Here is a 24,963-nt window from a genome sequence, read left to right as displayed (position 1 = left end):
CTCTCCTTTTTCCTGCTATCTTATTTCTGAATCAGCCAGTCTGCGATATTCTGCCACAATTTATTGTAGTATTCCCACTCACAGAATTCCGGCGGTGCCCAGTGCGGTGCACAGTCGGTTGTGACAACACCACTGCGCCCTTTTCCATAAGAAGCAAATGCGATAAACGGATCGCCCTCTACAGTAACCGGAACCTCTGCCTCCGGTTTTGCGATTACCTTATTGTAACCGAGAACCTCCGGCCAGTCGGTCGGAATGCCCTTTAAAGCTTCATGCTCGCCCACGGTTACCGGTTTTACACCCTCGCAGTGTTCCATACGGTCATCGACCGTCAGAACCTCGACTGGAAGAACCTCCTGTACGGCTGTGTCATGCCATTTGCCCTTTGCATCCACGCCGGAGAAGGTCAGATATCCGCCGACCATCAGAAGAGCGCCGCCATCGTTGACATAGTCGCGGATCAGATTGCAGCGGTTCGGCATTTTCTCACTGCGGTTAAACGTAGCACCCGGCAGAAGCAGGGTGTTCGCTCCAATATCGGACAGAATTACCAGATCATACTGTTTCAGTTCTTCCATTGTAAATGGAAATTCTTCATTTGCCAGATGGTTTGGAAGGAATGTCACCTCATAACCACCTGCCTCAAGGGCTGCTTTCAGCCATTTTTCACCGGTTTCATAGGTAGAAGTGTAAAATGAATCAAATCCCTTAACATGGGTTGTATAGCTCATCCAGGACTCGCCTGCCAGTAAAACTTTCTTGCTCATATTTTTATCTCCTTATATATTTATCAATTCCTTATTTCTTCTCTCCCCAGGAAAGAATCAGTTTCGCATACACCAGAATCGCTTCCAGATAGGAATCGAGCTTCAGCCACTCATCCACGGTATGGCACTGTGCGCCCTCGCCCGGTCCGTACTGGATCGTCGGGCATCCGGCAATGTTGCGCCACAGGCGGGAATCACAGCCAAAATGGGATCCTTCCACCTTCACGCTGCGCGAAAGTGCCTCACTGTACGCCTCCTTAAAGGTGTCTACCAGCGGATGATCCTCCTCCATCTCAAACCCGTGTCCGGTCTGGTAAATGGAAATCTTCGGCGGATGTGCCTCCATCCACGCGTCGGAACGGCTGATCCGCTCAACGACCTCTGTAAATTCCTTTACAACCATATCCTGATTCATCAGGGTCGGAACATAGTGGACGCAGGTAGAAAAACTGCACTCGCCCGGCACGGTAGAACCGGCGGTTCCACCCTCGATCACGCCGATATTTAAGCTCGGCGGCGGAAGCAGGCGGTGGCGGATCGTCAGAAGCCAGCGGTGCTCCATCTCATTTAACCCCTGAATTACCTTGATCGCCTTCTCGATCGCGCTGACGCCCTCGGCTTTTGCACCGGAATGGCACGCTTTTCCTTCAAAATCAACCTTAAAGAATACCCAGCCCATATGCGCCAGAATCAGGGTATCGTCGGTCGGCTCGCAGTTGACAACGCCGTCGGCTTTCAGACCGCGCATTACCGCCTGGATCGAGCCATTGCCTCCGCCTTCCTCGTCACACACGGAGGTAATTGTCACATCGCCCGGCAGCTCATACCCGGCATCCTGCAAAAGCTTTACCGCCATCACCGATGCCATCAGACCGCCCTTCATATCCGTGCAGCCGCGTCCGTACATCTTGCCATCCCGAATTACTGGCTCAAACGGCGGGTTCGTCCAGCCGTCTTCCATCTCCGCCGGCATAACGTCAATATGACCGTTAAATAACAGGCTTTTTCCGCCCTGTTTTCCTTTAAATGTCGCATAGACATTGGCACGGTCGGTCTGGTTGTGCCCCAGGTTTCCTTCCTGGTGCTTTTTGTAGCTTTCCTGAATCACAGCCTCATCCATCGGATCCACCGTGATCTCGTCGGCTCCCATCGATTCAAACAGGTTTACCATATACTCCTGTCCCTGTTTCTCCAGACCACCATCGATTCCGTGCCCTAAGTCATGGGTATCAATTCCCACCAGATTCTTGAGTTCTTCGATATATTTCTCTTTGTTCTGCTCTAAAACTTCTTTCAGGTCTCTCATCTATATCTGCCTCCGAACACAAGTATTATAAACTATGCCTCGCTGTATCTTCTCAGCCCTGCCTCAACGATATCCCAGAACTTCGCCGCATCGATATCGATCGCTACGTTTGCAGTCGGCTCCTGTCCGCCGTAACCGAAGAAATCGCAGTTAGTACGTCCGTAGGACTGGACGCTGCGGATGTCAATGTCCACATGCATCGGTTTCAGGGTCACAACGCTCGGATCAATCAGCCATGCGATCGTAACCGGATCGTGCAGAGGTCCGCCTTCCCAGCCAAATACCTCTTTCTGGGTCTTGCAGAAGAAGCGCATCAGATCCGCAAAGAGCTTGGATGCCTTATTGCCTATCTTCTCCATCCGGTCAACAATCTCCGGATAGCACAGTACCTTGCGGGTAACATCCAGACCCATCATCGTGATTGGGCGTCCGCTGGTAAAGCATACATATGCTGCATCCGCATCGGCGATGATATTGAACTCTGCTGCTGGAGTTACGTTACCATTGGTATACGCGCCTCCCATCAGGACGATCTGTTTGATCTTCGGAATAATCGCCGGTTCCATCCGCATCGCCATCGCCAGATTGGTCATCGGACCGGTTGTCACCATCGTGATATCGCCGTCGGACTCCATCAGGGTTTTGATGATGAAATTGACTGCATGCTCTTTCTCTAATTCTTTTGTCAGCGGCGGGAAAACCGGACCATCCAGCCCTGTTTCACCGTGGATATCGCCCGCTATCATTTTTTCACGCACCATCGGCTGTCCGCAGCCCGCATACACTGGCACATCCACACCGAGCCACTGGCACACATTTCTCGCATTAATCTGCGTTTTCTCCAGCGTCTGGTTGCCTGCTACGACTGTAATACCTAACAGATCGATCTTGTCACTGTTCGCCGCCAGCGTGATCGCGACCGCGTCATCATGTCCCGGATCGCAGTCAAGAATAATTTTTGTCTTTTCCATCTGATTATGTCCTCCTTATAGTGTTTTATCTTTCTTCATCATCAGCTTCCCACATGCAGGGAAGATTCTCTCTTCTTGTTGGTTGAAATCTTCGCAATCATGGAAATTGCCAGTACCGCAATGGTCACGATATACGGCATCATCAGAACGAACTGGGATGGAATGCCATATGCCTGGAGACGGGCACCGACGGAATCTGAAAATCCAAAGAGCAGACAGCCCAGTGTGGTCAGAACCGGGTTCGCGCCGCCGAAATACATGGCTGCAACGCCCATGAAACCACGGTTATTGGTCATGTTCTCGATAAACTGGGTACTGTATCCCAGGGAAAGATGTGCACCTGCCAGACCACCGATGAGACCAGAAAGCAGCATCGCCTGATATTTGATTGCATTTACCTTGATACCTGCCGTCTTGGCTGCTTCCGGAAACTGCCCCACCGCACGCAGACGCAGTCCCCATACAGTCTTATAAAAGAAGAACTGAAGCAGAATAATCAGAACGATGGCAAACCACTCGGTCACACACCAGTTGTTAAACAGGTCGCCAACCACCGGCAGATTGTCTAAAAATCCGAGCGACACACGCGGAATTGCTTTGATGTCCGGGCTGGAAAAACTGCCGGTGCTGTGGAAGATCGCATTTACCATGAATTTTGTGAGCGCCAGCGCCAGCAAGTTGATACCCATACCGATCGCACAGATCTCAGAGTTATAACGGATGTGACCGACCGCCATGATCATCGCAATCACAGCACCCGCGATCATCGCCGCGATTATACCTAACAGCCAGCTTCCGGTAAAGTAGCTGACCGCTACTGCTGTAAAAGCACCTACCAGCATGATACCCTCAGTACCGATATTTAAGATATTGGCCTGCTGGGTGATTGCCGCACAAAGAGCGGCAAAGATGATCGGAGTCGCTGAACGAAACGTTGCATAAATCAGCGACGCATTAAAGATTTTATCAAAATTCTGCATTATCGCATTCATGCCTTATCCTCCTTCTTCCCCTCCGTTTTCTTTTTACGTTTCTTTGTAAACTGGAATGCAGTCTCCATGGTCGCTATGATAATGAAAACTGCTGTAATGGTATCAACCAGCGATTTTGGTACACCGGTTGACTGCTGCATTCCCATAGCACCTGATTTTAAAACTGCCAGGAAAAATGCCATAAATGGAGTTGAAACCATGTTGTTCTTTACAATCAGAGCTGCCAGCATACCATTGCTTCCAAGTCCAGTTGCGAAGTTGTTCAGGAAATATCCGTGAACACCCAGAACCTCGATGCAGCCTGCCATGCCGCCTAACATACCGGAAAGCATCATAGCACCGACAAATACCTTTTTGGAATCAATTCCCACATAATCCGCATGGGTCGGATTCAGGCCGACGGTACGGATCTTGTAGCCCCAGCTGCTTTTCTGAAGCATAAAAATAATCACAATCACGGTGATGGCTGCGATGAAAATACCAACGTTGACACTGCTGGGTTTCATAAACTGATACAGTCTTACCGTAACCGGCAGGGACTGAGCATTAGCAGTACCAGCACTCATAGGTCCGCTGACCAGATAAGATGTGATATAAAGGGCTACTGTGTTCATCAAAATGGTGGTACATACTTCATTTACATTATAATAGGCACGCAAAATCGCCGGAATAAAGGCCCAGGCAGCTGCTACCACCATCGCACCTACGAAGCAGGCCACATACAGAGCCGGCTTCGGAAGGAAGGTCCAGTTGATGCCGATATAAGCAGCTGTGATACCGCCCAAGAAAACCTCGCCCTCAACACCTACGTTAAAAGCACCTGCTTTTGCTGCAACTGCAAAGGCAATGGATGTCAGCAGCAGCGGAGTAAATCCTGCCAAGGTTGTGCCCAGACGGAGCTTTCCGTCAAAAGCACCGCGGAACAGCGCCGCATATGCATCAATGGGATTTTCCCCGATGGCTATGATAAACAGCGCACCGACACCCATCGCAACGAGTATCGTAATAAGAATCCTTCGAATACCATTTAATGTCTGATTCATACTGCTGCTTCACCGTCCTTCCCTGTGTCTGTACCGCCCATCATAAGCAGACCCAGATTGTTTTCATTGGCCTCGTCGGCCCTCATCTCGCCGGTAATTTTACCTTCATGGATAACTACGATACGATCCGAAAGGGAGATAATCTCTTCCAATTCTGCCGAAACCAGCAGAACACCGGCGCCTGCCTTTTTCGCCTTTTCCAGGGTATTTCGAATCAGTTCGATGGCACCGATATCTACACCTCTGGTAGGCTGGGATGCTACCAGAAGCTTATTGCCAAGAGATACCTCCCGGGCTACTACGACCTTCTGTGCATTGCCGCCGGATAAGGAGGATGTAGGAAGACTATAATCCGCCGGGCGTATATCAAACTGTTCTACCATTTCTTTTGCATAGGTATCCTGTCCTGATTTATTCATCATAATGCCCTTGGTAAATGGAGGCTGATCCAGGCGGACTGCGATCAGATTTTCCTCGATGGTCATGGCACGGTTCAGACCTCTTGTATTTCGATCCTCCGGAATATGGGAAAGACCGCTCTCCCTTACTTTTCTCGGACTCTGATTCGTAATATCCTTGCCGCAAAGAAGGATCTTGCCCTTCTCTACCTTGCGGAGTCCGGTGATCGCCTCAACCAGCTCACTCTGTCCATTTCCATCGATACCTGCCACGCCGACAATCTCACCGGCCTTGACATGCAGGGACATGCCCCGGATCTTCGATGTCTCCTTCTGGCTGGGAATCCACACATCCTGAACCTCCAGAATCGTATCTCCCGCCTCAGAATAAGCCTTATCAATGTTTAAGAATACTTCACGTCCGATCATTCGTTTGGTCAGATCCAGCGGAGAAGTTTCCTCTTTATTAACAGTGCCCATATATTGTCCCTGACGCATCACAGAGATGCGGTCTGATATTGCCATAACTTCATTCAGCTTATGAGAAATAAAGACAAGGGATTTTCCATCCTGTTTCAGATTGTTCAGGATTTCAAACAGACGTTCTGCCTCCTGAGGGGTCAGAACCGCTGTCGGCTCATCCAGAATGATGATATCAGCACCTCGCATCAATGTCTTGATAATCTCGACACGCTGCGCCTCACCAACGGATATCTGGCTTACCTTTTTATCCAGCTGCACGTCCATATGATACTGTTCAATATACTTTTTAACTTCTTTTCTTGCCTTGTCAAAGTCAATTGTCAATCCCTTTTTCGGTTCAAATCCCAGAATAATATTCTCCAGAACCGTCAGCTCATTCACCAGCATAAATTCCTGATGGACCATGCCGACACCGTGCTCAATTGCAAGCTTCGGTGTGATGGTTCCCATCGGTTCACCTTTGACGATAATCTCGCCCTCGTCAATGGGATACATGCCGTACAGAAGCTTCATCATGGTGGATTTACCAGCTCCATTTTCACCAATCAGAGAATGAATCTCGCCCTTTTTCAGAGTAAATTCACCATGCTTTACCGCCTGAACCTGCCCGAAATTTTTGACAATTTCTTTCATCTCCACTACGTATTCGTTCATTCGATCACCCTCTCGTCCGGAAATGCCTGACGGCTCTTTCCAAGAAAAAACATTTTGTTGAAAATGAAGGGGAACCTGAAAGAATTCAGATCCCCCTTCGCCGCCAGGTTTCACTCGCTCCCGGCCTTGTCTTTATCAATTATGCCTGTGGGCCAAATCCTTCATAGTTTTCAACTACGATCTCGCCGGATTTGATCTTCTCGGCAAGCTCATCACACTTATCAACGATATCCTGCGGGAATTTGTCGCCCAGAGATTCTTTGATAACAGAGAAATCGGTCAGGCTGACACCGCCGTCCTTCAATGCCAGATATTTGGTTGTGCCGCCCTCAAAAGTTCCCTCTACTGCAGACTGGATAACCAGATAGCAAGCATTATCAACTCTCTTAACCATGGAAGTAAGAACATGTCCAGGCTGATCGGAATCCTGGTTTAAGTCAACGCCGATTGCGTATTTGTCAGCTTCTTTTGCACCTTCCAGAATACCAACACCGGTACCGGATGCTACGTTCATGACAATATCAGCACCCTGCTCATACTGTGCTAACGTCAGCTCTTTACCCTTTAACGGATCCGTCCAGCTTCCTGCAAAAGCCTGAAGAATCTTGATATCCGGATCGATATACTTCGCGCCCTGCTCATAACCTGTATAGAAGTCATGAAGTACCGGAATATCCATACCGCCTACCCAGCCGATGATATGATCTTCATTGACATTCGGGATATCGGTCTTGGTGGTGAACATAGCTGCTGCCGCACCTGCCAGGAAGGAGCCCTCATTCTGAGCAAAGCTGATGGACTCAACGTTCGGCAGATCAACGGTTGTATCGATAACTGCAAACTTGGTATCCGGATAACTGGATGCATTCTCAGTGATATAATCTGCGATGTTGGAAGAAGCACCGATGATTAAATCGTAGCCGTCATCACAAGCCTGAAGTAGGTTTGCTTTCCACTCTTCAGCAGTGGTACCCTCAAGGCTCTTAAGCTCGATGCCGAAATCCTCAACTGCTTTCTGTGCACCCATGTTGCAGGAGTCATTGTAGCTCTTATCACCTAAGTTGCCGGTGTAGACAACACACACACGAAGCGGTTTGTCAGATTTCTCTGAAGCGTCGGCTGCCTTTGTCTCGGTATTGCTGCTGTCAGCTGCCGTTGTCTCAGCAGTACTTCCGCCACCGCCGCAGGCTGTTAAGCTGGCACACATTGCTGCTGCAAGTACAATGCTTAATGTTCTCTTTCTCATTCTTTCATCCTCCTTTTTATGTGAAATACGTTATCCGCCGGACCATTCCTTTGGTAAAACGTTTTTCCATTCGTTCAAAAAAAATAAATCCTTTTTTCATATTTGCTTTACAGTTATTTTACAATCATTCCCACTGTTTTGTCAATAAATTTCGTATAAAAACGATTATTTTTTAAAATATTGTCAAACTTTTAGCAATATTCCTTTTTTCGGTCTTATGCAAAACAAAAAGGAATACGTTTCTCTCCGTCCTGGTTGTACGGTAAAACGCATTCCTTTTCAAAGTTGTATTCTATTTTCCTTTGTTTCGACGCCATCCGGCATTTCCCCAGATGATTTTTGTCTGTTTCTGAGGAAATGCATTCGTTTTCGGAACAATTCACACATTTCATGCAATGTAACAGATTGCTTGTCTGCACGATATCCGCAAAAAAAACAACTTAATTTTTATTAAATGCCGCCTTCCCCGGATACTGTGCGCCGGTTCCCAGCTCTTCCTCAATCCGCAGAAGCTGGTTGTATTTTGCCACGCGCTCACTCCGGCTCGGTGCGCCCGTCTTGATCTGGCAGGTATTCAATGCGACCGCCAGATCTGCGATCGTCGTATCCTCGGTTTCGCCGGAACGGTGGGATACAATCGCCGTGTAACCTGCCTTATGTGCCATCTTGATTGCCTCCAGTGTCTCGGAGACGGATCCAATCTGGTTCAGCTTAATCAGGATCGAATTGCCGCAGCCGAGACGGATACCTTTTTCCAGGCGTTCGGTATTTGTTACAAACAGATCGTCGCCGACCAGCTGCACCTGTCCGCCGAGTTCTGCGGTCATCTTCTGCCAGCCTTCCCAATCCTCCTCGTCCAGACCATCCTCGATCGAGGCGATCGGGTATTTCCCGCAGAGCTGTTTCCAGTGTGCGATCAGCTCCTCGGAGGTGAAGTGTTTGCCACTCTTCGGAAGCAGATATTCGCCCTTCCTGCCGCTCTTCCACTCACTGGATGCCGCATCCATCGCCAGGACAAAACTCTCGCCCGGCTTATATCCGGCTCTCTCCACTGCCTCTAAGATGCACTGGATTGCTTCTTCGTCACTTCCCAGATCCGGTGCAAAACCGCCCTCATCACCGACAGAGGTTGCCAGTCCGCGCTCTTTAAGCAATGCTGCCAGTGCATGGAACACCTCGGTACACCAGCGGAGTCCCTCACAAAAGCTCTCTGCTCCAACCGGCATAATCATGAACTCCTGTACATCGATGGTGTTTGCCGCATGCGCGCCGCCGTTTAAAATGTTCATCATCGGAACCGGAAGACGGTTTCCAGACACACCGCCGAGGAAACGGTACAGCGGGAGACCATACGCATTGGCTGCTGCCCGTGCGTTCGCGATCGAAACCGCCAGGATCGCATTCGCGCCCAGCTTGGATTTATCCTTGGTTCCGTCCGCCTCGATCATCGCTTTATCAACCGCATAGACGTCCGCCGGATCCATGCCCCTTAACACCTCTGCAATCACGGTATTCACATTCTGGACTGCTTTCTGTACGCCCTTTCCGCCGAAACGCGACTTGTCGCCGTCTCGCAGCTCCAGAGCCTCAAATTCACCTGTCGATGCACCGCTCGGTGCCGCGCCGCGTCCTATGCTTCCGTCTGATAGATAAACCTCCGCCTCCACGGTTGGATTTCCTCTCGAATCAACAATCTCCCGTCCAATCACCTTTTCAATTTCCAGATGTTTCATAGCTTGTCCCTTTCCGCCGCGTGGGCTTATGTGATTTCTATTTTTGTCTAACCCGAAATCAGGAAACTTTCTGCTTTTTATTATCGGCGTTTTTCTGTTTTCTATTCATAGTCTCCACGGGGCTTCTCTGCCCCACGTCCGGCAGGGCAACCGTGTCCACGCTTCTTTCTTTCACATTCATAATCAGCATCTGCAGGCGGTTTTCCAGATTGGCAAAGCTCACATCCGGATCGTAGTCAAGCGGCAGGATCTGGGCGTCCGGGTACATTTCCCGCATTTTTTTTACGATGCCGCGTCCTACCACATGGTTTGGCAGACAGCCAAATGGCTGTAAAATCACAAATGCCCGGCAGCCGTGCGCCGCATGGTGCAGGATCTCACCCGGAATCAGCACGCCCTCGCCCGCATCAAAGGTGTGCGGGATGATCGGGTCACTTTCCTTTACCAGTTCCGGCAGGCGGCAGACAGGCGTATAGAGCGGATGCTGTTTCGCTATCCGATCCGCTGCCGCGTGCGCAGCGTCAAATACCCGGTTCGCCACATGGTACCAGTTTTTCTTGACAAACGGCTTTTTCAGATGATACGTCCGAATCTGCTCATCCTGGCAGAAATACGTTTTCCGGATAACATCCGTCATCCGCGCCTCGATAATCTCAAATCCATTTTTCTCCAGGTAGCGCTCAATCTCATGATTCGCGCCCGGATGGAAATTGAGGAGATACTCGCCGATGATCAGGACGCGCGGGCGCGGCTGGCTCCGGTCATATTCGATCGCATTCATCCGCTGGATCGCCTTTTTAAAGCCTCGCAGAGCGCCTGAAAGCCCATGCTGCTCCAGACCATCCACGACGAAATCCATCGCCTCGTCAAATGCCTGATCGCTGCTTCCGGAAACCTTCTCATACGGGCGGATCTTGCGAAGCAGCTCTTCCAGAATATCGATCATCGGAAGCGATCCCGCCAGACGGATCGCCGACATAAGGTTCATCCGAAAGCCCGGATGCAGATCATGATAATCGACGTCATCGTTCGTCAGAATCGCCACCTCCGGGTAGCCGGCGTCGTCAAGCGCCTTGCGAAGCAGCGCACTGTAATGGGTCAGGCGGCAGTCACCGATGTATTTTCCCATACCGATCGCCGTCTCAGATGGCACATACTGACCACTCCGAAGTGCTGCCAGCGCCTCGCCGATGACAATCTGCGCCGGGAAACAGATATCGTTGTGGACATACTGCTTTCCGAGGCGGATCGCCTCTTCCCTGCCGACCGCCAGCGGAACTGCCCGGATTCCCTGTGTCTTCAACGCCGCCGACATAATCCGGCAGAACGCGTGGGAGGTGTTCGGGACCAGAACCGTGCGCTTCTTGCGGTCTTCCACCTCAAATTTAACCGGATATGGATCCGAAAGTTCGTGAACCTGCCAGGATTTTTGAATATCTGGTCCCAGCACAGCCGTCCCGCATTCATTTCCGCCGCCCGCATTCTCCTGTCGGCTTGTTCCAGGCTGGTTTTGCAGCCTCTCCGCCATCTCCCGCTTCTTCCGCCGCATGTTGATCGTCTCCAGGAAGGAACGCACCCTGATCCGCAGCGGTCCCTGTACCTCGCTCTCGTCAAGTTTCAGGATCAGCGGTGATTTTCCGGAGATTTCTCGCATCATACGCTGGATCTCATCCGACAAATATGCGTCATGCCCGCATCCAAAGCTTACAAACTGGACATATTCCAGATTCTGGCTCTGTGCCGCCAGAACCGCGGACGCCAGCATCCGCGCGTGGTAATTGTTTACGACATCCAGACGGCTGTGGCTTAAATCCACAGTTTCAATGCCCGGAACAGAATCTGCCGTCAGAACCGAAACGCCGAACTCGGTCAAAAGCTCCGGCAGGCTGTGGTTGACAAGCGCATCGTTCTGATACGGTCTTGACGCCAGCACCACCGCATAGCGCCCCTCTTTTTCCACCTCTTCCAGAACCTTCGCTCCCGCCTCTTTCAGGCGGCTCCTAAACTGCCGCATCGCATCATTTCCTGCAAGAACCGCCTTTTTCGTTTCCGACGGCTGGATGGAAAATGTCTGTTCCATATATGTAATAAGCTGACGTTCTTTATCTTCCTCCCTGTACCAGTAAAATAACGGTGCATCAAACGGAATGCCCCACTGTTTCTCCGGAGAATCCGAGTTGCGGATCACAAGCGGATATCCTTTCACGACTGCACACATGGACTCGCTCGTTGATTCCGTATTTTCCGATCCGATCGCCGCAATCGACGGCATAAAAATACGATCCACTTTCTTCTTTACCAGATCGCGGATATGCCCGTGCACCAGTTTTGCCGGAAAGCAGACGGTATCTGAAGTTACCGCGCTTAAGCCTTCCTCAAACATCTTGTGCGTGCTCGGGGATGAAATCTGAATTTCAAAGCCCAGCGAACGCCAGAACGTCGTCCAGAACGGCATCGTATCCCAGAAAGCAAGGACGCGCGGCAGACCGATGGTTATATTTCGCCGCACAGTATCAGACACAGCATTCGGCACAAGACCAGTCTTAGCGGCTGCCCGCTCTGAATGACTTTTTGCAGACGATGCATCCCCCTCTTCCGCTTGATCCAGATAATCTGCAAACAGGAGTTCTTCCCGCAATTTATAGAGATTTGGCACTTTATTCCGGTTTTCGGACGCTATTTTCAGTCGCTCGCGCACCTTCACATCCTTCGGATCGCCAAGAATCTCGCCCCGCTCACAACGGTTGTTCGTGATCCATGAGGTTCCATTCGAAAACCGCACCACCGCACGCTGACAATGGTTCATACAGAACGGACACGGCACATTCGCCTCCTGCTGCCAGGTCAGGGACTCCATTTGATCCAAACCAATAAAATGCGGCTGTTTCCGGCTCTGTGCCTCTTCCTTCGCTAAAAGCGCCGCACCGATCGCCCCCATAATGCCCGGATACGGTGCCCGGATCACCGGGCGGCCGACATACTGTTCCAGCGCACAGAGAACCGCATCATTTTCAAACGTTCCGCCCTGTACGACAATCCTCTTTCCCAGAGAATCCAGGTTCGACACACGGATAACCTTTGTAAATACATTTTCAATGATCGAACGGCACAGCCCCGCCATGATGTCCTCCGGCAGTTTTCCATTTCTCTGCTCCGTCACGATACTGCTCGTCATAAAGACGGTACAGCGGCTTCCGAGCGCAGCCGGATGCTGCGAAGAAAATGCCTTTTCAGCAATCTCCCGCGCCGGAATATGCAGGGAGGATGCAAAATTTTCCAAAAACGACCCACAGCCGGATGAGCAGGCTTCATTCACGACAATATTTGTGATAACGCCATTGTCCAGCCAGATTGCCTTCATATCCTGACCACCGATGTCCAGAAGAAACGTCGCATCCGGCGTGTATTTTGCCGCCGCACGCGCATGTGCCACCGTCTCAACCGCGTGTGTCTCGGCCGAAAATGCGCGTGAAAACAGCATTTCTCCATAACCGGTCGTCCCGGCTGCCAAAATCTCCAGCCGCACGCCGTGGGACGCATACTTTTCCCGCATCGCAATCAGTGCTTTCTTTGCCACCGTCAGCGGATCGCCTTGATTCGGCGCATAAAAGGAATCCAGAAGTTCCTCATTCTCATCTAACAGGACAAATTTTGTCGTCGTACTGCCCGAATCAATACCCAGATATGCCCGCAGCGTACTGCCTGACTGCGGATATACTGTTTTTCGTTCCGGGCGTCTGTGTCTCTCCTGAAATTCCGTCTGCGCCGCCTGGTCGGCAAAAAATGGACGGGAACGGAACATGCCCTCCGCCATCTCATCGTCATTTCCGGCTTCACTTTGTTTCTTTGCTTCCTCGCGCGCCGCACGAACCTTCTCGATCCGATCTAACAGTCCGTCTGCCGTGGCGAGCGCCTCTTCCTTCGAAAAAAGCTTCACTGCCGCACGCGCCGCACCGCAGGCAATCAGAAGTTCCGGCCGGTCCGGACTTAAAATTTCCTCCGGCCGAAGGTCCAGACGTTCAGCAAACACGCGTACCAGCGTCCGGTTAAAGGTCAGCGGACCGCCCTCAAAGACGACCGGCTTCTCGATCGAAAGTCCCTGTGCCAGACCGCCGATCGTCTGTTTGGCAATCGCATGGAAGGAGGAAAGCGCCAAATCTGATTTTTTAACCCCCTGATTTAAAAGAGGCTGGATGTCGGTCTTGGCGTACACGCCGCACCGTCCGGATATATCATATACGGTTGTTCCCTGTGCCGCCAGCGCGTCAAATTCCTCAACCGGCGTCTTAAGAAGAGAAGCAATCTCATCCACAAACGCACCTGTACCGCCAGCACAGCTGCCGTTCATCCGCATATCTGCGACCTGCAGCTCGCCCGTCCGTTTATCCCTCTGGAAAAAGATAATCTTCGCATCCTGTCCACCCAGCTCGATCGCCGTTCCGATTTCCCCGTACATGGCTTTCAAGGCGATCGAGTTCGCCACTACCTCCTGTACATAAGGGATCTCCAGCTCTTCCGAGAGGTGCTTTGCGCCCGAACCGGTCATCGCCGTCAGAAATGACCGCCCCGCAAGCGTCTCTTTCACCAATTTTACAGCTCTCGACACACTCTGAAGCTGATCCGAGTGATGGCGTGTATAGTCCGAAAACAGGACTTTCCCCGTTGCCGCCTCCATCACTGCCACCTTCGTCGTCGTTGAGCCAACGTCAATTCCGACGAGAATCTGTTCCTGTCCGTTTTGTCCCTTCTGTTCCATTCTGTATCTTCTAACTCCTTTATCCCAGATGTCTGAAAACTTGTGCGGTCATTCTATCCGACACAAACAGCCTGCGCCCTGTCATCTCTTTTCTCTTCATCTTAACAACTTCTTAGCATCCGCCAAAACATGAAGAAGAGGCATACGGTTTTTCCCCGCACACCTCTTTACCGTATGGATCTGTACGCATCTGCCTTCCAGCATTCTGTACAGCCATAAATATGCTACATTCTAACAAATTTAAAATAAAAAGTCAATTCCCGGCAGTTTCAAAAGTGCCGTAAGAAAACGTGGTGGCAGCAGGAATTTGCCGTATTTAAATGCGAAGCCACGGCAAATTCCGTTACTGGGCACGTATGCGTGAACCGTAACACAGTAACCTATCATCTGCCTGTTAGCGCATCAGCCCTGCGTAGAGCTCCGTCGGCACATACGCCTCCACGTAAATGCCATCTTCCCGGTACTCTTCTTTTAAAAGCTGACCATATTTGCGGATCGTCTGGATGCGTCCAGCCTCCTGGTAGGAAAATACCTTTTCCAGATAAATCTTTCGGTTTCGCAGAATCATTTCCAGAATATCCTTCAGCTCGTCCAGCCCCGCGCCCGTCTTCGCGGAAATCTGCACCTGATAATCAGAATGCAGATCTTTCAGCGTCTCCGGCTGTTCCACCTGATCCATCTTGTTAAAGACTGTTACCACCGTCTTATCGCCGATCTTCAGCTGACGCAATGTATCATATACGACATACATCTGCGTGTCCATCTGCGGATTCGACGCATCGACCACATGGAGGACAATATCGCTATAACGTGCCTCCTCCAGCGTACTCTTGAACGCCTCGATCAGATGGTGCGGCAGTTTGCGGATGAATCCGACCGTATCTGTCAGCAGGATCTCCTGTCCGCTCGCCAGCTTTAATCCACGCGTCGTCGGATCCAGCGTCGCAAACAGTTTATCCTGTGCCAGGATTCCTGCACCCGTCAGAGTGTTTAAAAGCGTTGACTTACCGGCATTCGTGTAGCCGACGATCGCCGCCGACAGCGTATATTTCCGGTCGCGCTGTTTTCTCGTCACCTCGCGGTGGCGTTTGACATCTTCCAGTTCCGACTTTAGCTGCCCGATCCGCTCATGAATCAGACGGCGGTCCATCTCCAGTTTCTTTTCACCCGGTCCTCTCGTACCGATACCGCCGCCCAGACGGGACAGGGAACTGCGCAGTCCGACCAGGCGCGCTGCGCGGTAACGCAGCTGTGCCAGCTCAACCTGGATTTTTCCCTCGCTCGTCGTCGCATGCGCCGCGAAAATATCGAGAATGACCATCGTCCGGTCCATTACCTTCGTATCCAGCGCCGATTCCAGATTGCGAAGCTGTGCCGGAGACAGTTCATCGTCGCAGATCACACCGGTTGCGCCCATTTCCCAGACCATCTCCCGCAGTTCCCCGATCTTTCCACTGCCCAGATAGGTGCCTGGATGAATCTTCTCCCGGTTCTGCACCAGACGTCCGATCGCCGTCGCCCCGGCGGTATCCGCCAATTCCTCCAGCTCATCCAAGGACGCCTCCGTATCATCTTCATCTGAAGTGCTGACCGCCACCAGAATGACGCGCTCCTCCAATTCTTTCATATCGAACAATTCTGCCATATTACCTCCAATATTTACCGGCTTTCCAGAAAACGGATTTCCTTCTGTACCTCCGGTGTGTCCGCACCGGCTGCCTGGCACTCCTTAAACTGTTCCAGCGCCTTCGCAAAATCGCCCTCTTTCTCATAGAGAACCGCAATATTCTGCCGGATTACCAGCGCCGTCTCACTGTCCGCCAGCGAAAGCGCCTCCTCATAATGGGACATCGCGCTCTCATAATCGCCAGCCTCCATTTCACTGATCGCAAGCTGATTATAAATCTCCGGTCCCGACACGCCGCGCTCGATCGCCTGATTGCAGTACTGGGCTGCGAGTTCACTATCCCCGGCATCCCGCGCCGCCGACGCAAGCGCCGTAAACGCCAGACTCACCCCCGGAGCCGCGGCGCTGCTCTTTTTGCTGTTCTTCGCCTTTTCCTCCGCTGCCGCAAAATCCTTTTCGGCATCCTCCGCCTGTCCGGCTGCTGCCTCCGAAGCCGCTTTATAATAGAGGTATTCCGCTTTTCCTCCATCCACCTCCGCCAGAATTCCATAGGTCTGCGCTGCCGCCTTATAATCCGCCAGTTTGTATTCTGCCTCGCCGCGGTATTTTAAAACATCCAGTTCAAAAGAATTGACGATCCCATCGCTCTCATCCAGCGCTTTTCCAAACGAATCGATCGCATCCTGATAATTACCTGCATTTAACTGCTCGATTCCGGTCATACGCGCCTCTTTCGCTTCCTTCGATTCACCGCCGCAGCCGGAAAGGATGCCCAGTGAAAGCACCGCTGCTGCCAGAAAAAGACTTACTTTTTCTCGTTTTAACCTCTTTATCTGCTTCATTTTTTACCAAACCTTTTTATTAATTCTTTCCCGTACTTCCGATCCCGCCGCGATCTTTATTGTCAAGCTTCTCCGTCTCCTCAAATACGATCTTCGGCTGATGCTCCATGATGCGGAACTGGCAGATGCGGTCATTGACATGGATCACTGTATCACGCAGCGCATATGCCGGAAAATGCCACTGATCGTTGTCCCCGCAGTAGCTCTCATCGATCACACCCATATGATTGGTCTGGATGATGCCGAAATTTTTAAAGGTACTGCTGCGCGGAACTACATGCGCCTCATAGCCCTTCGGCAGCTCCATCGCCACGCCAAGCGGAATCAGGGCAAAATCACCCTTTTTCAGCACCACCTCACGCGCCGCACGCAGGTCGATCCAGTCAGATTTGCCGTCAATGTAGGCGAGGCGGTCAATGGCGTCTGTGAAATATTTGATCTTTATGTTCATGCTGTTCATATCTGTATGAAATCCTTTCTTATGTCACATTTTATCTGGTAATGGCTGCCTTGCAGGTTTGTTTTTCACAAAGCACCTCCCCGAAAAATATTTTTCAACTTTCCAGTTTCTCTATAATACCACACGCGCGCGTTTTCCGAAAGTATTAATTCGTGCAGGCACGGACTTTCGCTCGTTGCACGCGAAAAATCCCGGCGGCCTGGAAATCCAGAACCGCCGGGAAGGAAATAGGTTGGAGCTACTTCAATATCAAAATATTTTAAATGGATACTTTGCTGAACCAGCCATCAAATTATAAGAGGTTCATGAAAGTAGTCAGTACCATGGAGTTAAAGAAGTCTACGAATAAGCTTCCTACTAACGGTACGATGAAGAATGCACGCGGAGCCGGACCATAGCGCTCTACCAGTGCTCTCATGTTTGCCATTGCGTTCGGGGTTGCGCCCATACCGAAACCACAGAATGCGGTGGTCATTGCAGCTGCCTCGTAATCACGGCCCATGATGTTGAATACAAGGAAGTTTGCATACAGGAACATAACAACCGTCTGAACTAACAGGATAACAATCATCGGAAGCGCCAGAGCTGCTAACTGCCACAGCTTCAGGCTCATCATTGCCATCGCTAAGAACAGGTTCAAGGACAGACCGCCCAGTGCGTCAACTTCTTCCATCGGAAGATCTTTGTGCTGTACATCCCAGATATTACGGATAGCGGCTGCTGCCAGCATCGCACCGATGTAAGTCGGGAATGTAAGACCAATGCTCTTAAAGAACGCGAAAATGAAGGTACCAACACCGATTGCAACTGCAAGGAATACAGCCGCGGTGGTGAATTTCTGACCGTCGATCGGCGATGCTACTTCGTCAACTGCATTGCCTTCCTCGGCTGCGGTTGATTTCAGATGGTGTTTCTCAACACGGGCACGGGCGATAGGACCACCCATCATACTGCCGGATACCAGACCATATGTAGCGGATGCCAGGGCAACTGTAGTTGCGCCTACAACTGCGTATTCCTGCTCCAGAAGCGGTCCGAAGGAACCACTCGTTCCGTGACCTCCAACTAACGGCATAGAACCCATACATAAGCCGAGAAGCGGATTCAGACCAAACGCTGCTGCCAGACCGCTGCCGACTGCATCCTGCACGATACAGATACCAACTGCCAGCGCCAGGAACATAAATACCTGAACGCCGCCCTTCTTTAACAGACGGAAGCAGGCGGTAAAACCGACGCTGCAGAAGAAGATCGTCATAAATACGCTCTGTAAGGTTGTATCAAAGGAAAGCTCCAGAACTCCTGTTGCATACAACGCCAGATGAGCGAATGCAAATACGACACCGCCCGCAACCGGAGCCGGTATACAATACTTGCTCAGGAAGGGCAGCTTCTGTACAAGCAATCTTCCCAGACAGTAGACCAGTGCGCCAAGAGCACACGCCTGATACATATCAAGCTCAAGTGTCAACATAAACAATTCCCCCTTTTGTTTTGCTGGCTTCTTTCATTTATGTAGCGATTTGAAAGAGCTGCTTGTTTGTTTGTGTTGACCTCATTTTCCACGTTGGCTACAAAAAGTTACAGAAAAATACAGAAATATTATGTTAAGAATCCGTTAATGTCAGAATTGAATGAATATTGTTAAGAAAACGTTAATATTTTATTTCCTTCTCTCCCTCTTCCGGCAGTTTCCCCTCAAACTTCAGCTCTTCCTCCGCCTCCATACGGAACTCGTCGATTCGTCCCGGTGCCGGTTCCGGCAGTTCTTTCGTCGATCCGACTCCAAACCGGCGCAAAAATTCCTCCGTCGTCGCAAACAATGCCGGACGTCCCGGCACATCCAAACGCCCTACCTCGTAAACGAGATTGTACTCAATCAGTTTATTGACCGCGTGATCCGATTTAACCCCGCGGATCTTTTCAATCTCAAGCTTCGTGATCGGCTGTTTATAAGCAATGATCGAGAGTGTCTCAAGCACAACATCCGTTAAAATCTGCTTCTTCGGCGTCGCTGCCACCCGGATCAGATTCTCATAATATTCCGCGCGGGTCGCCATCTGCCAGCTGTCCTCCAGCTGCGTGATCTGCATGCCCCGCTTTTCTGCCTCATAACGGCTCTGTAATCGTCTGACCGCCGCTTCCGCGCGCTCTGTATCCGTCCCGAGCGCCGCCGCAAGCTGGCGCAGCTCAACCGATTTTCCCATTGTAAAGAGAACCGATTCCACGATGGCTTCCTCGCGTTTTTCATCTAATTCTGGCATACTCTTCTCCTTCCTCCGTCGAAAGTTCCAGCTCTGCCTCGTCTTCCGTTTCATCCACATCCACCGTATCGAGCTGCATCTCATCAAACAATTTTTCCTGCACCAGATGAATCCGTCCCATCTTCATCAGCTCCAGCACTGCCAGAAACGCCACGACTATCTCCAGGCGATCTGATTCCCTCTCCAGCACATCGCTGAATTTAAAATGACGGTGTTCCCGCGCATAAGAAAGCACCGACCTTACCTTCTGCTCCAGGCTGATCGGTTCCCTGCGGATCGTGCTGAACCGGCTTCGCACCGGGTCAAGCTTATTGGCATTCCGCTTCATGACCGCGTCAAACACTTTCTGCAGCTTTGCCAGCGTCAGACCATCCAGAAGCTTGTCCAGATCCAGCGGTTCTTCATATTTCGCCACCTCCCGGGGAATCGTCGGTTCCTTAAAAAAGAGAAGCTCTGCCTCCTGCTCCCGCTCTTCCAGCTCCTGCGCCATATATTTATACATCTTATATTCCAACAGCCGGCGCACCAGCTCGGCGCGCGGATCTTCCTCGTCTTCTTCCTCTTCTTTTTCCACCTTCGGAAGGAGCATCCGCGATTTGATGTCCAGAAGCGTCGCCGCCATCACCAGAAAATCGCTGACCACATCCAGATCCTCATGATCCATCTGATTAACATATTCCAGATACTGCTCCGTAATCAGGACGATCGGAATATCGTAGATACTTACTTTATTCTTTTCAATCAGATGAAGCAGCAGGTCCAACGGTCCTTCAAAATTATCTAATTTATAGGAAATTTCCATTCTTTCCGAACTCCTTCTTTTAGCCAGCTTTTTCTACAATCATATACCAAATTCCGTATACATCCACCTGTGCCGAAGAGTTATTCCTGCTGCCACCACGTTTTCTTACGGCACTTTCGGTTCCAAAAGTGCCTACCCGTGTACAATAACCAGAATCTCTCTATTGTTTTCCCCGCAACGTCACACAAACCAGCTCTGGCCGGTCATTCAGCCGCACATTGATCGAATGTGTCCCAAGCCCCCGGCTGACGATCATCGTCTTTCCGTCCGCATCAAACCGTCCGGCGCACCATGGCAGGAAAAACTGGTACTGCGGCGTCATCACGCCTCCCAGCCCCGGGATCCGGATGGTTCCGCCGTGGAAATGTCCGCAAAGCGTCAGATCCGCGCCCCATTTCCGGCAGGTCTCAAAAAAGAGGGGAGAATGAAATAATAATATCTCATACATTTCATGTCCGGCTTCTCGCTCCTTTTCCGCCAAGTCAGGAGAAAACGATTCTTTCATCTGATGAAAACACGTCTTCTCTGCCGCAGTTCCAACCCGCTCCAAAAGCTCTTCCATCGGCAGTTCCGGCACTGTGAAATGATGCTTATAATATATCTCCCGCAAATTGCACCCAGTCACCCGGATCCGCGGATGGATCTCCTCGCTCCGATCCGACAAATAATGAACCCCCAGACGTTTTAATTCTATCTGGAACCGATCATACAAATCTCCGTACACATCCCGCTCCCGGTTCATCCGCTCCTCATGATTTCCGTTCGCATAGTAAACCGGCACAAAGGAGGTCAATTTTTCCAGAAGCGATACCGTGACGGTTAAATCTCCTTTTCCTTTACAGACCATCATATCGCCGCCGATCAGCACCGCATCTGGCTTGAATGCGCGGATCGCTGCCACCAGCGGCTCATTGTCCGTTCCATACACATTATCATGCAGATCCGACAAAAATACGCAGCGGAACGCAGCGCCATCCGGCAGCTTCGGACTCTCTATCTCATACTGGTCGGTCACAAAATGTTTCTTTTCATATTCCGAGCGGAGCAAAAGCCCCACTGTCACGGCTGCCAGTGCCGCCGCGCATGCTGTGATTGCGATCATTTTGTTTCCTCCCATGTCCCATTTTCCAATTGGCTGCCAGCTGATTTTTGCTGCTGTCCGCATCACTGCCATCCTTATGCCCTGCAGACCCGAATCATTTCTATCCTGTTTATCATACGGGAAACCGGTGTTTTCGTCAAGACAGGCAAATCCGTTGCTATTTTTTCGACCTCATGATAATATACTTTTAACAACACTGAAATGGCATTCACCTATCGTCAGCCATTTTTCAAAGGGAAATGAGCCGGTTACGGATATTTTCTTAATAACATAAATCAAGCGAGGTTTTCCATGCTTTCTTTTCTCCTGAACTGTAAACGGATTTACAACGATTTCATCAAAGACGAAGTCACGGTGTACGCCGCCCAGGCTTCTTTTTTTATCGTTCTCTCCGCCGCACCTTTTATCATGATTCTGCTGACGCTGATCCAGCTCATCCCCGCCGTCAGCCCGGAGGATCTGATGCACGTGATGACACAGCTTCTTCCCTCCAGCATCCACCCGCTGATTGAATCGGTAATCCAGGATATCCAGACTGTATCCCCGGCCGCCCTGCTCTCGGTTACCACCGTGGCAACCATCTGGTCGGCTGCCCGCGGCATGCTTGGGATCGAGCGCGGCTTAAACCGGATCATCGGCTGCCGCAAGCGCAGAAATTATCTTTTAGGACGTATCATCAACTCTGGCTATACCATCGTTTTTCTCCTGATGTGCATTTTCTCCCTGGTTCTGATGGTATTCGGTTCCTCCCTGCAGCGCCTGCTATTCCGTTACTTTCCGATGCTGGACAGATTCGTTTCCTGCCTGATTAGTCTCCGGACGTTTCTTGCGCTGGCGCTGCTGACGCTCTTTTTCGTCGCGCTGTACACCTGGCTGCCCTATGAACGGCAGGATATCCGTCTCCAGCTTCCCGGTGCGCTGATTTCCACCGTCGGATGGATCGGATGTTCCTACGGATTTTCCATCTACTTCAACTATTTCGGTAATTATTCTTATATGTACGGCAGCTTGACCGCCGTCGTGATCCTGATGCTGTGGCTGTACGCCTGCATCTGCATCCTGTTTTTCGGGGCGGAAATCAACCAGCACTGGCGCAGATAATCCCCAGCCTCAGGAACACCGGATACAGATAGCTTGCCCCAAACACTCCCAGCTGCTTTGGTCCGGTCACGCAGCCAAGCTCCTGCGCTTTTTTATACGCCACCAGGATGCTTGCACGCGTGACCGACTTTTCTTTCCGGCTGACAAACATCTCGTTGCCCCGGATCGTGTACGAATATTCCAGCCCTTTCGCCGTGTAAAATATTGCCCCTTCAAATGCAAGAATCGCTTCCCACAGGGCATCCGGCGTCTGTTCGCGCAGTAAAGTCTCCCTCTTCCGGCGCTGCACAGCTGTCTCCTGTACCTGGCAATCTGCTGTATCTGGTTTTATTTCATTCTCTTTTGTTTCATCCATTTTTCCCACATCCATTTTGGGATCTTATTTCTTCCGCGTCAATGAAACCACCGTCTCACAATTGGCAGTATGCGGGAACATATCCACGCAGCACACCTTATCCACCTGATATCCTGCCGCCTGGATCGGTTCCAGATCCCTCGCAAGGCTGGTTGGTTTGCAGGACACATAAACCATGTGGCTGACGCCAAAATTCAAAATCTTTCCGATCGCCTTCGGATGGATTCCGTCGCGCGGCGGATCCAGAACGATCAGATCCGGCTTTTCTTCCAGCTCGTCCACCACCTTGAGGACATCCCCCGCCAGAAATTCGCAGTTGCCAAGTCCGTTGCGCGCCGCATTCTCACGGGCTGCCTCGACTGCTTCCCCGACAATCTCCACGCCGACTACTTTCTCCGCCACCGGTGCGAGGATCTGCGCGATCGTGCCGGTGCCGCTGTAAAGGTCAAATACGACTTTTCCCTTCGTCTCACCCACATACTCACGCGTTTTCTCGTACAGTACCTCCGCGCCCAATGAGTTCGTCTGGAAAAAAGAAAACGGCGAGATCTGGAACCGCAGCCCTAAAAGCTCTTCGTAAAAATGCTCGCGTCCGAACAGAATGTCCGTCCCCTCATCTTTTACGGCATCCGCCAATGTATCATTTTTGGTATGCAGAATGCCCGCAAAGCTTCCCTCCATAGGAAGTGCCTGAAGGCGCTCCGTCCATCCCCGTAAAAGTGCTTCCTCGGTTCCCTCAAAGGTATCCGTCTGTGTCGTCGTGATCAGATCGACCAGAATCTCCCCTGTCTTGATCGCACGGCGCACCAGAAGATGGCGCAGATAGCCGGTATGCTGCATTTTTTTATAAAATCCAACTTTCTTTTCCTCAAAATATTCTTTTGTACAGACAAGAATCTTGCAAAAATCCGGATGCACGATATGGCATTCGCCGGTTGTAACCACATCATAAAAACTGCCGCGCTTGTGCATTCCCAGCGACATAGGACCATCCTTGACCTCATCACCGAAGGAAAACTCCATCTTATTCCGGTAGCCCTGCACCAGCGGGCTGCCTAAGATACCCTCGAACTCATATTCCGGACATACCGCATCCAGAAGGGAACGAACCTGTTTTTCCTTGATCGCAAGCTGTTCCTCATACGGAATCGGCTGATAAAGACATCCGCCGCAGATACCAAAATGCGGGCATACATCCTCTGCCGTCTCTAACTTTGAGTGCTCGACAACCTCCAAAAGCATACCCTCGCATCGACCGCCGCGCTTTTTATTGATACGGAACCGGATCTTCTGTCCCGGAAGCGCATTTTTGACGATCGCTTTCTCTCCATCTATCACAACTACGCCCTTATTTGGAAACTCAATCCGTTCTACAGTTCCTTCGTAAATCTCACCTTTTTTCATTGATAACTATATAGCTCCTTCTCTCAGTGGCTTTTACCGCACTATAATCACCAACTGCAAATGATTTTTCAACTCACAGCTAATTTTCATCTGCGGTTCTAATTCATATCTTTATAGTATACAGGAATTTTTTTCTTTTTCCAAGATATAAAAAATACAAACTTATCTACAAACTTTCCTATGGCATAAAAAATACTGCGTGAAACCGATTTTCCGGTTCCGCGCAGTATTTATTCTGATTCATTGACTAAATTATCACAATTAGTCTTTCTTCTCTTTCTCGTCGCTCTCATCCTCGAAGAAATCGTCGTCGAAATCATCATCGAAGTCGTCCTCGAAATCTTCCAGATAATCTGGAGTAAAGAAACGATATACGCCGTATGCAATCGCTGCAACTGCTGCTACAATACCGATAATGGCTAAAATCCAGAGAATACAGTTTTTCTGTTTCTCCTCTTCTTCTTTTCTGTGAAGGAATTCATTCAGTTTGGTTGCATTCATGATCTCTTCTACTCTGGAGAGCGCATCTTTGCTCATCATATCAAATTTATTCATACACTCCACATCCTTTCCCGCGTTTTGATCCGCAATTCTTGATTTTATTATACCATCTCTCAGCCGATTTTACTATATTTTTTATTGGATCTGGCGAAAATG

The 24,963-nt window shown here is 50.5% G+C and carries 20 protein-coding genes; 1 reads left to right on the top strand and 19 read right to left on the bottom strand.

Features of this window, described 5'->3' with window-relative positions; translation table 11 throughout:
* Positions 1 to 20: 20 nt before the first annotated feature.
* The 16 genes from PG862_RS11760 to PG862_RS11685 form a co-directional block, all read right to left on the bottom strand.
* On the bottom strand, positions 21 to 767 hold the full coding sequence (locus PG862_RS11760) for a glutamine amidotransferase (protein ID WP_118472469.1): 747 nt from the start codon (positions 765 to 767) through the stop codon (positions 21 to 23).
* Between the two features lie 31 nt (positions 768 to 798).
* Positions 799 to 2,073 (bottom strand): M20 family metallopeptidase, encoded by a 1,275-nt coding sequence (locus tag PG862_RS11755; RefSeq protein WP_118467445.1) that lies wholly within the window; start codon positions 2,071 to 2,073, stop codon positions 799 to 801.
* A gap of 32 nt (positions 2,074 to 2,105) precedes the next feature.
* Entirely contained in the window at positions 2,106 to 3,044 is a 939-nt protein-coding gene (locus PG862_RS11750) for a nucleoside hydrolase (RefSeq protein WP_022359767.1), read from the bottom strand.
* Between the two features lie 41 nt (positions 3,045 to 3,085).
* Complete coding sequence (locus PG862_RS11745) at positions 3,086 to 4,036, bottom strand: ABC transporter permease (protein WP_243023440.1); 951 nt, start codon at positions 4,034 to 4,036, stop codon at positions 3,086 to 3,088.
* Positions 4,033 to 5,079, bottom strand: coding sequence for an ABC transporter permease (locus tag PG862_RS11740; protein WP_118467442.1), 1,047 nt, complete (start codon positions 5,077 to 5,079; stop codon positions 4,033 to 4,035). Before PG862_RS11740 ends, PG862_RS11745 begins: the two co-directional genes overlap by 4 nt.
* Positions 5,076 to 6,614: an ABC transporter ATP-binding protein gene (locus tag PG862_RS11735; protein WP_270707482.1), complete on the bottom strand. Its 1,539-nt coding sequence runs from the start codon at positions 6,612 to 6,614 to the stop codon at positions 5,076 to 5,078. The genes PG862_RS11740 and PG862_RS11735 overlap by 4 nt, the downstream gene beginning before the upstream one ends.
* Positions 6,615 to 6,753: 139 nt before the next feature.
* Entirely contained in the window at positions 6,754 to 7,860 is a 1,107-nt protein-coding gene (locus tag PG862_RS11730; RefSeq protein WP_107001569.1) for a BMP family lipoprotein, read from the bottom strand.
* 440 nt (positions 7,861 to 8,300) lie between these two features.
* Complete coding sequence (gene eno, locus PG862_RS11725; protein WP_118293432.1) at positions 8,301 to 9,593, bottom strand: phosphopyruvate hydratase; 1,293 nt, start codon at positions 9,591 to 9,593, stop codon at positions 8,301 to 8,303.
* Between the two features lie 58 nt (positions 9,594 to 9,651).
* Entirely contained in the window at positions 9,652 to 14,349 is a 4,698-nt protein-coding gene (locus tag PG862_RS11720) for an acyl-CoA dehydratase activase (protein WP_270707480.1), read from the bottom strand.
* 394 nt (positions 14,350 to 14,743) lie between these two features.
* Positions 14,744 to 15,994, bottom strand: a complete 1,251-nt coding sequence (gene hflX / locus PG862_RS11715) for a GTPase HflX (RefSeq protein WP_117795120.1) — start codon at positions 15,992 to 15,994, stop codon at positions 14,744 to 14,746.
* A 14-nt stretch (positions 15,995 to 16,008) separates the two neighbouring features.
* A complete protein-coding gene (locus PG862_RS11710) occupies positions 16,009 to 16,818 on the bottom strand; it encodes a tetratricopeptide repeat protein (protein WP_118467434.1) in 810 nt (269 codons plus the stop codon).
* A gap of 19 nt (positions 16,819 to 16,837) precedes the next feature.
* Positions 16,838 to 17,269, bottom strand: coding sequence for a dUTP diphosphatase (locus PG862_RS11705; protein ID WP_117795742.1), 432 nt, complete (start codon positions 17,267 to 17,269; stop codon positions 16,838 to 16,840).
* A 301-nt stretch (positions 17,270 to 17,570) separates the two neighbouring features.
* Positions 17,571 to 18,752 (bottom strand): sodium/glutamate symporter, encoded by a 1,182-nt coding sequence (gene gltS / locus PG862_RS11700; protein WP_107001574.1) that lies wholly within the window; start codon positions 18,750 to 18,752, stop codon positions 17,571 to 17,573.
* 181 nt (positions 18,753 to 18,933) lie between these two features.
* Positions 18,934 to 19,542, bottom strand: a complete 609-nt coding sequence (gene scpB, locus PG862_RS11695; protein WP_118695832.1) for an SMC-Scp complex subunit ScpB — start codon at positions 19,540 to 19,542, stop codon at positions 18,934 to 18,936.
* Positions 19,526 to 20,344, bottom strand: coding sequence for a segregation and condensation protein A (locus tag PG862_RS11690; RefSeq protein ID WP_117795115.1), 819 nt, complete (start codon positions 20,342 to 20,344; stop codon positions 19,526 to 19,528). The genes scpB and PG862_RS11690 overlap by 17 nt, the downstream gene beginning before the upstream one ends.
* Positions 20,345 to 20,504: 160 nt before the next feature.
* Positions 20,505 to 21,509, bottom strand: a complete 1,005-nt coding sequence (locus PG862_RS11685) for a metallophosphoesterase (protein ID WP_333563216.1) — start codon at positions 21,507 to 21,509, stop codon at positions 20,505 to 20,507.
* 228 nt (positions 21,510 to 21,737) lie between these two features.
* Here PG862_RS11685 and PG862_RS11680 point away from each other — a divergent pair, with 228 nt between their 5' ends.
* The gene (locus PG862_RS11680) at positions 21,738 to 22,547 is read left to right on the top strand and encodes a YihY/virulence factor BrkB family protein (RefSeq protein WP_118628753.1); all 810 of its coding nucleotides are present in this window, start codon (positions 21,738 to 21,740) and stop codon (positions 22,545 to 22,547) included.
* On the opposite strand, the gene PG862_RS11675 is transcribed toward PG862_RS11680, so the two are convergent.
* From PG862_RS11675 to PG862_RS11665, 3 genes are all read right to left on the bottom strand, one after another.
* Positions 22,525 to 22,902, bottom strand: a complete 378-nt coding sequence (locus PG862_RS11675; RefSeq protein ID WP_107001672.1) for a hypothetical protein — start codon at positions 22,900 to 22,902, stop codon at positions 22,525 to 22,527. The two genes, PG862_RS11680 and PG862_RS11675, sit on opposite strands and share 23 nt — an antisense overlap.
* A 24-nt stretch (positions 22,903 to 22,926) precedes the next feature.
* Complete coding sequence (gene rlmD, locus PG862_RS11670; RefSeq protein WP_022359752.1) at positions 22,927 to 24,306, bottom strand: 23S rRNA (uracil(1939)-C(5))-methyltransferase RlmD; 1,380 nt, start codon at positions 24,304 to 24,306, stop codon at positions 22,927 to 22,929.
* 261 nt (positions 24,307 to 24,567) lie between these two features.
* Complete coding sequence (locus PG862_RS11665; RefSeq protein WP_022359751.1) at positions 24,568 to 24,861, bottom strand: hypothetical protein; 294 nt, start codon at positions 24,859 to 24,861, stop codon at positions 24,568 to 24,570.
* Between the last annotated feature and the right edge of the window lie 102 nt (positions 24,862 to 24,963).

The sequence above is a fragment of the Clostridium fessum genome, assembly GCF_027698965.1.
GTDB classification, from domain to species: domain Bacteria; phylum Bacillota; class Clostridia; order Lachnospirales; family Lachnospiraceae; genus Otoolea; species Otoolea fessa.
Note: the sequence above shows the minus strand (reverse complement) of the source record. Positions and strands in the feature narration are given on the sequence as shown.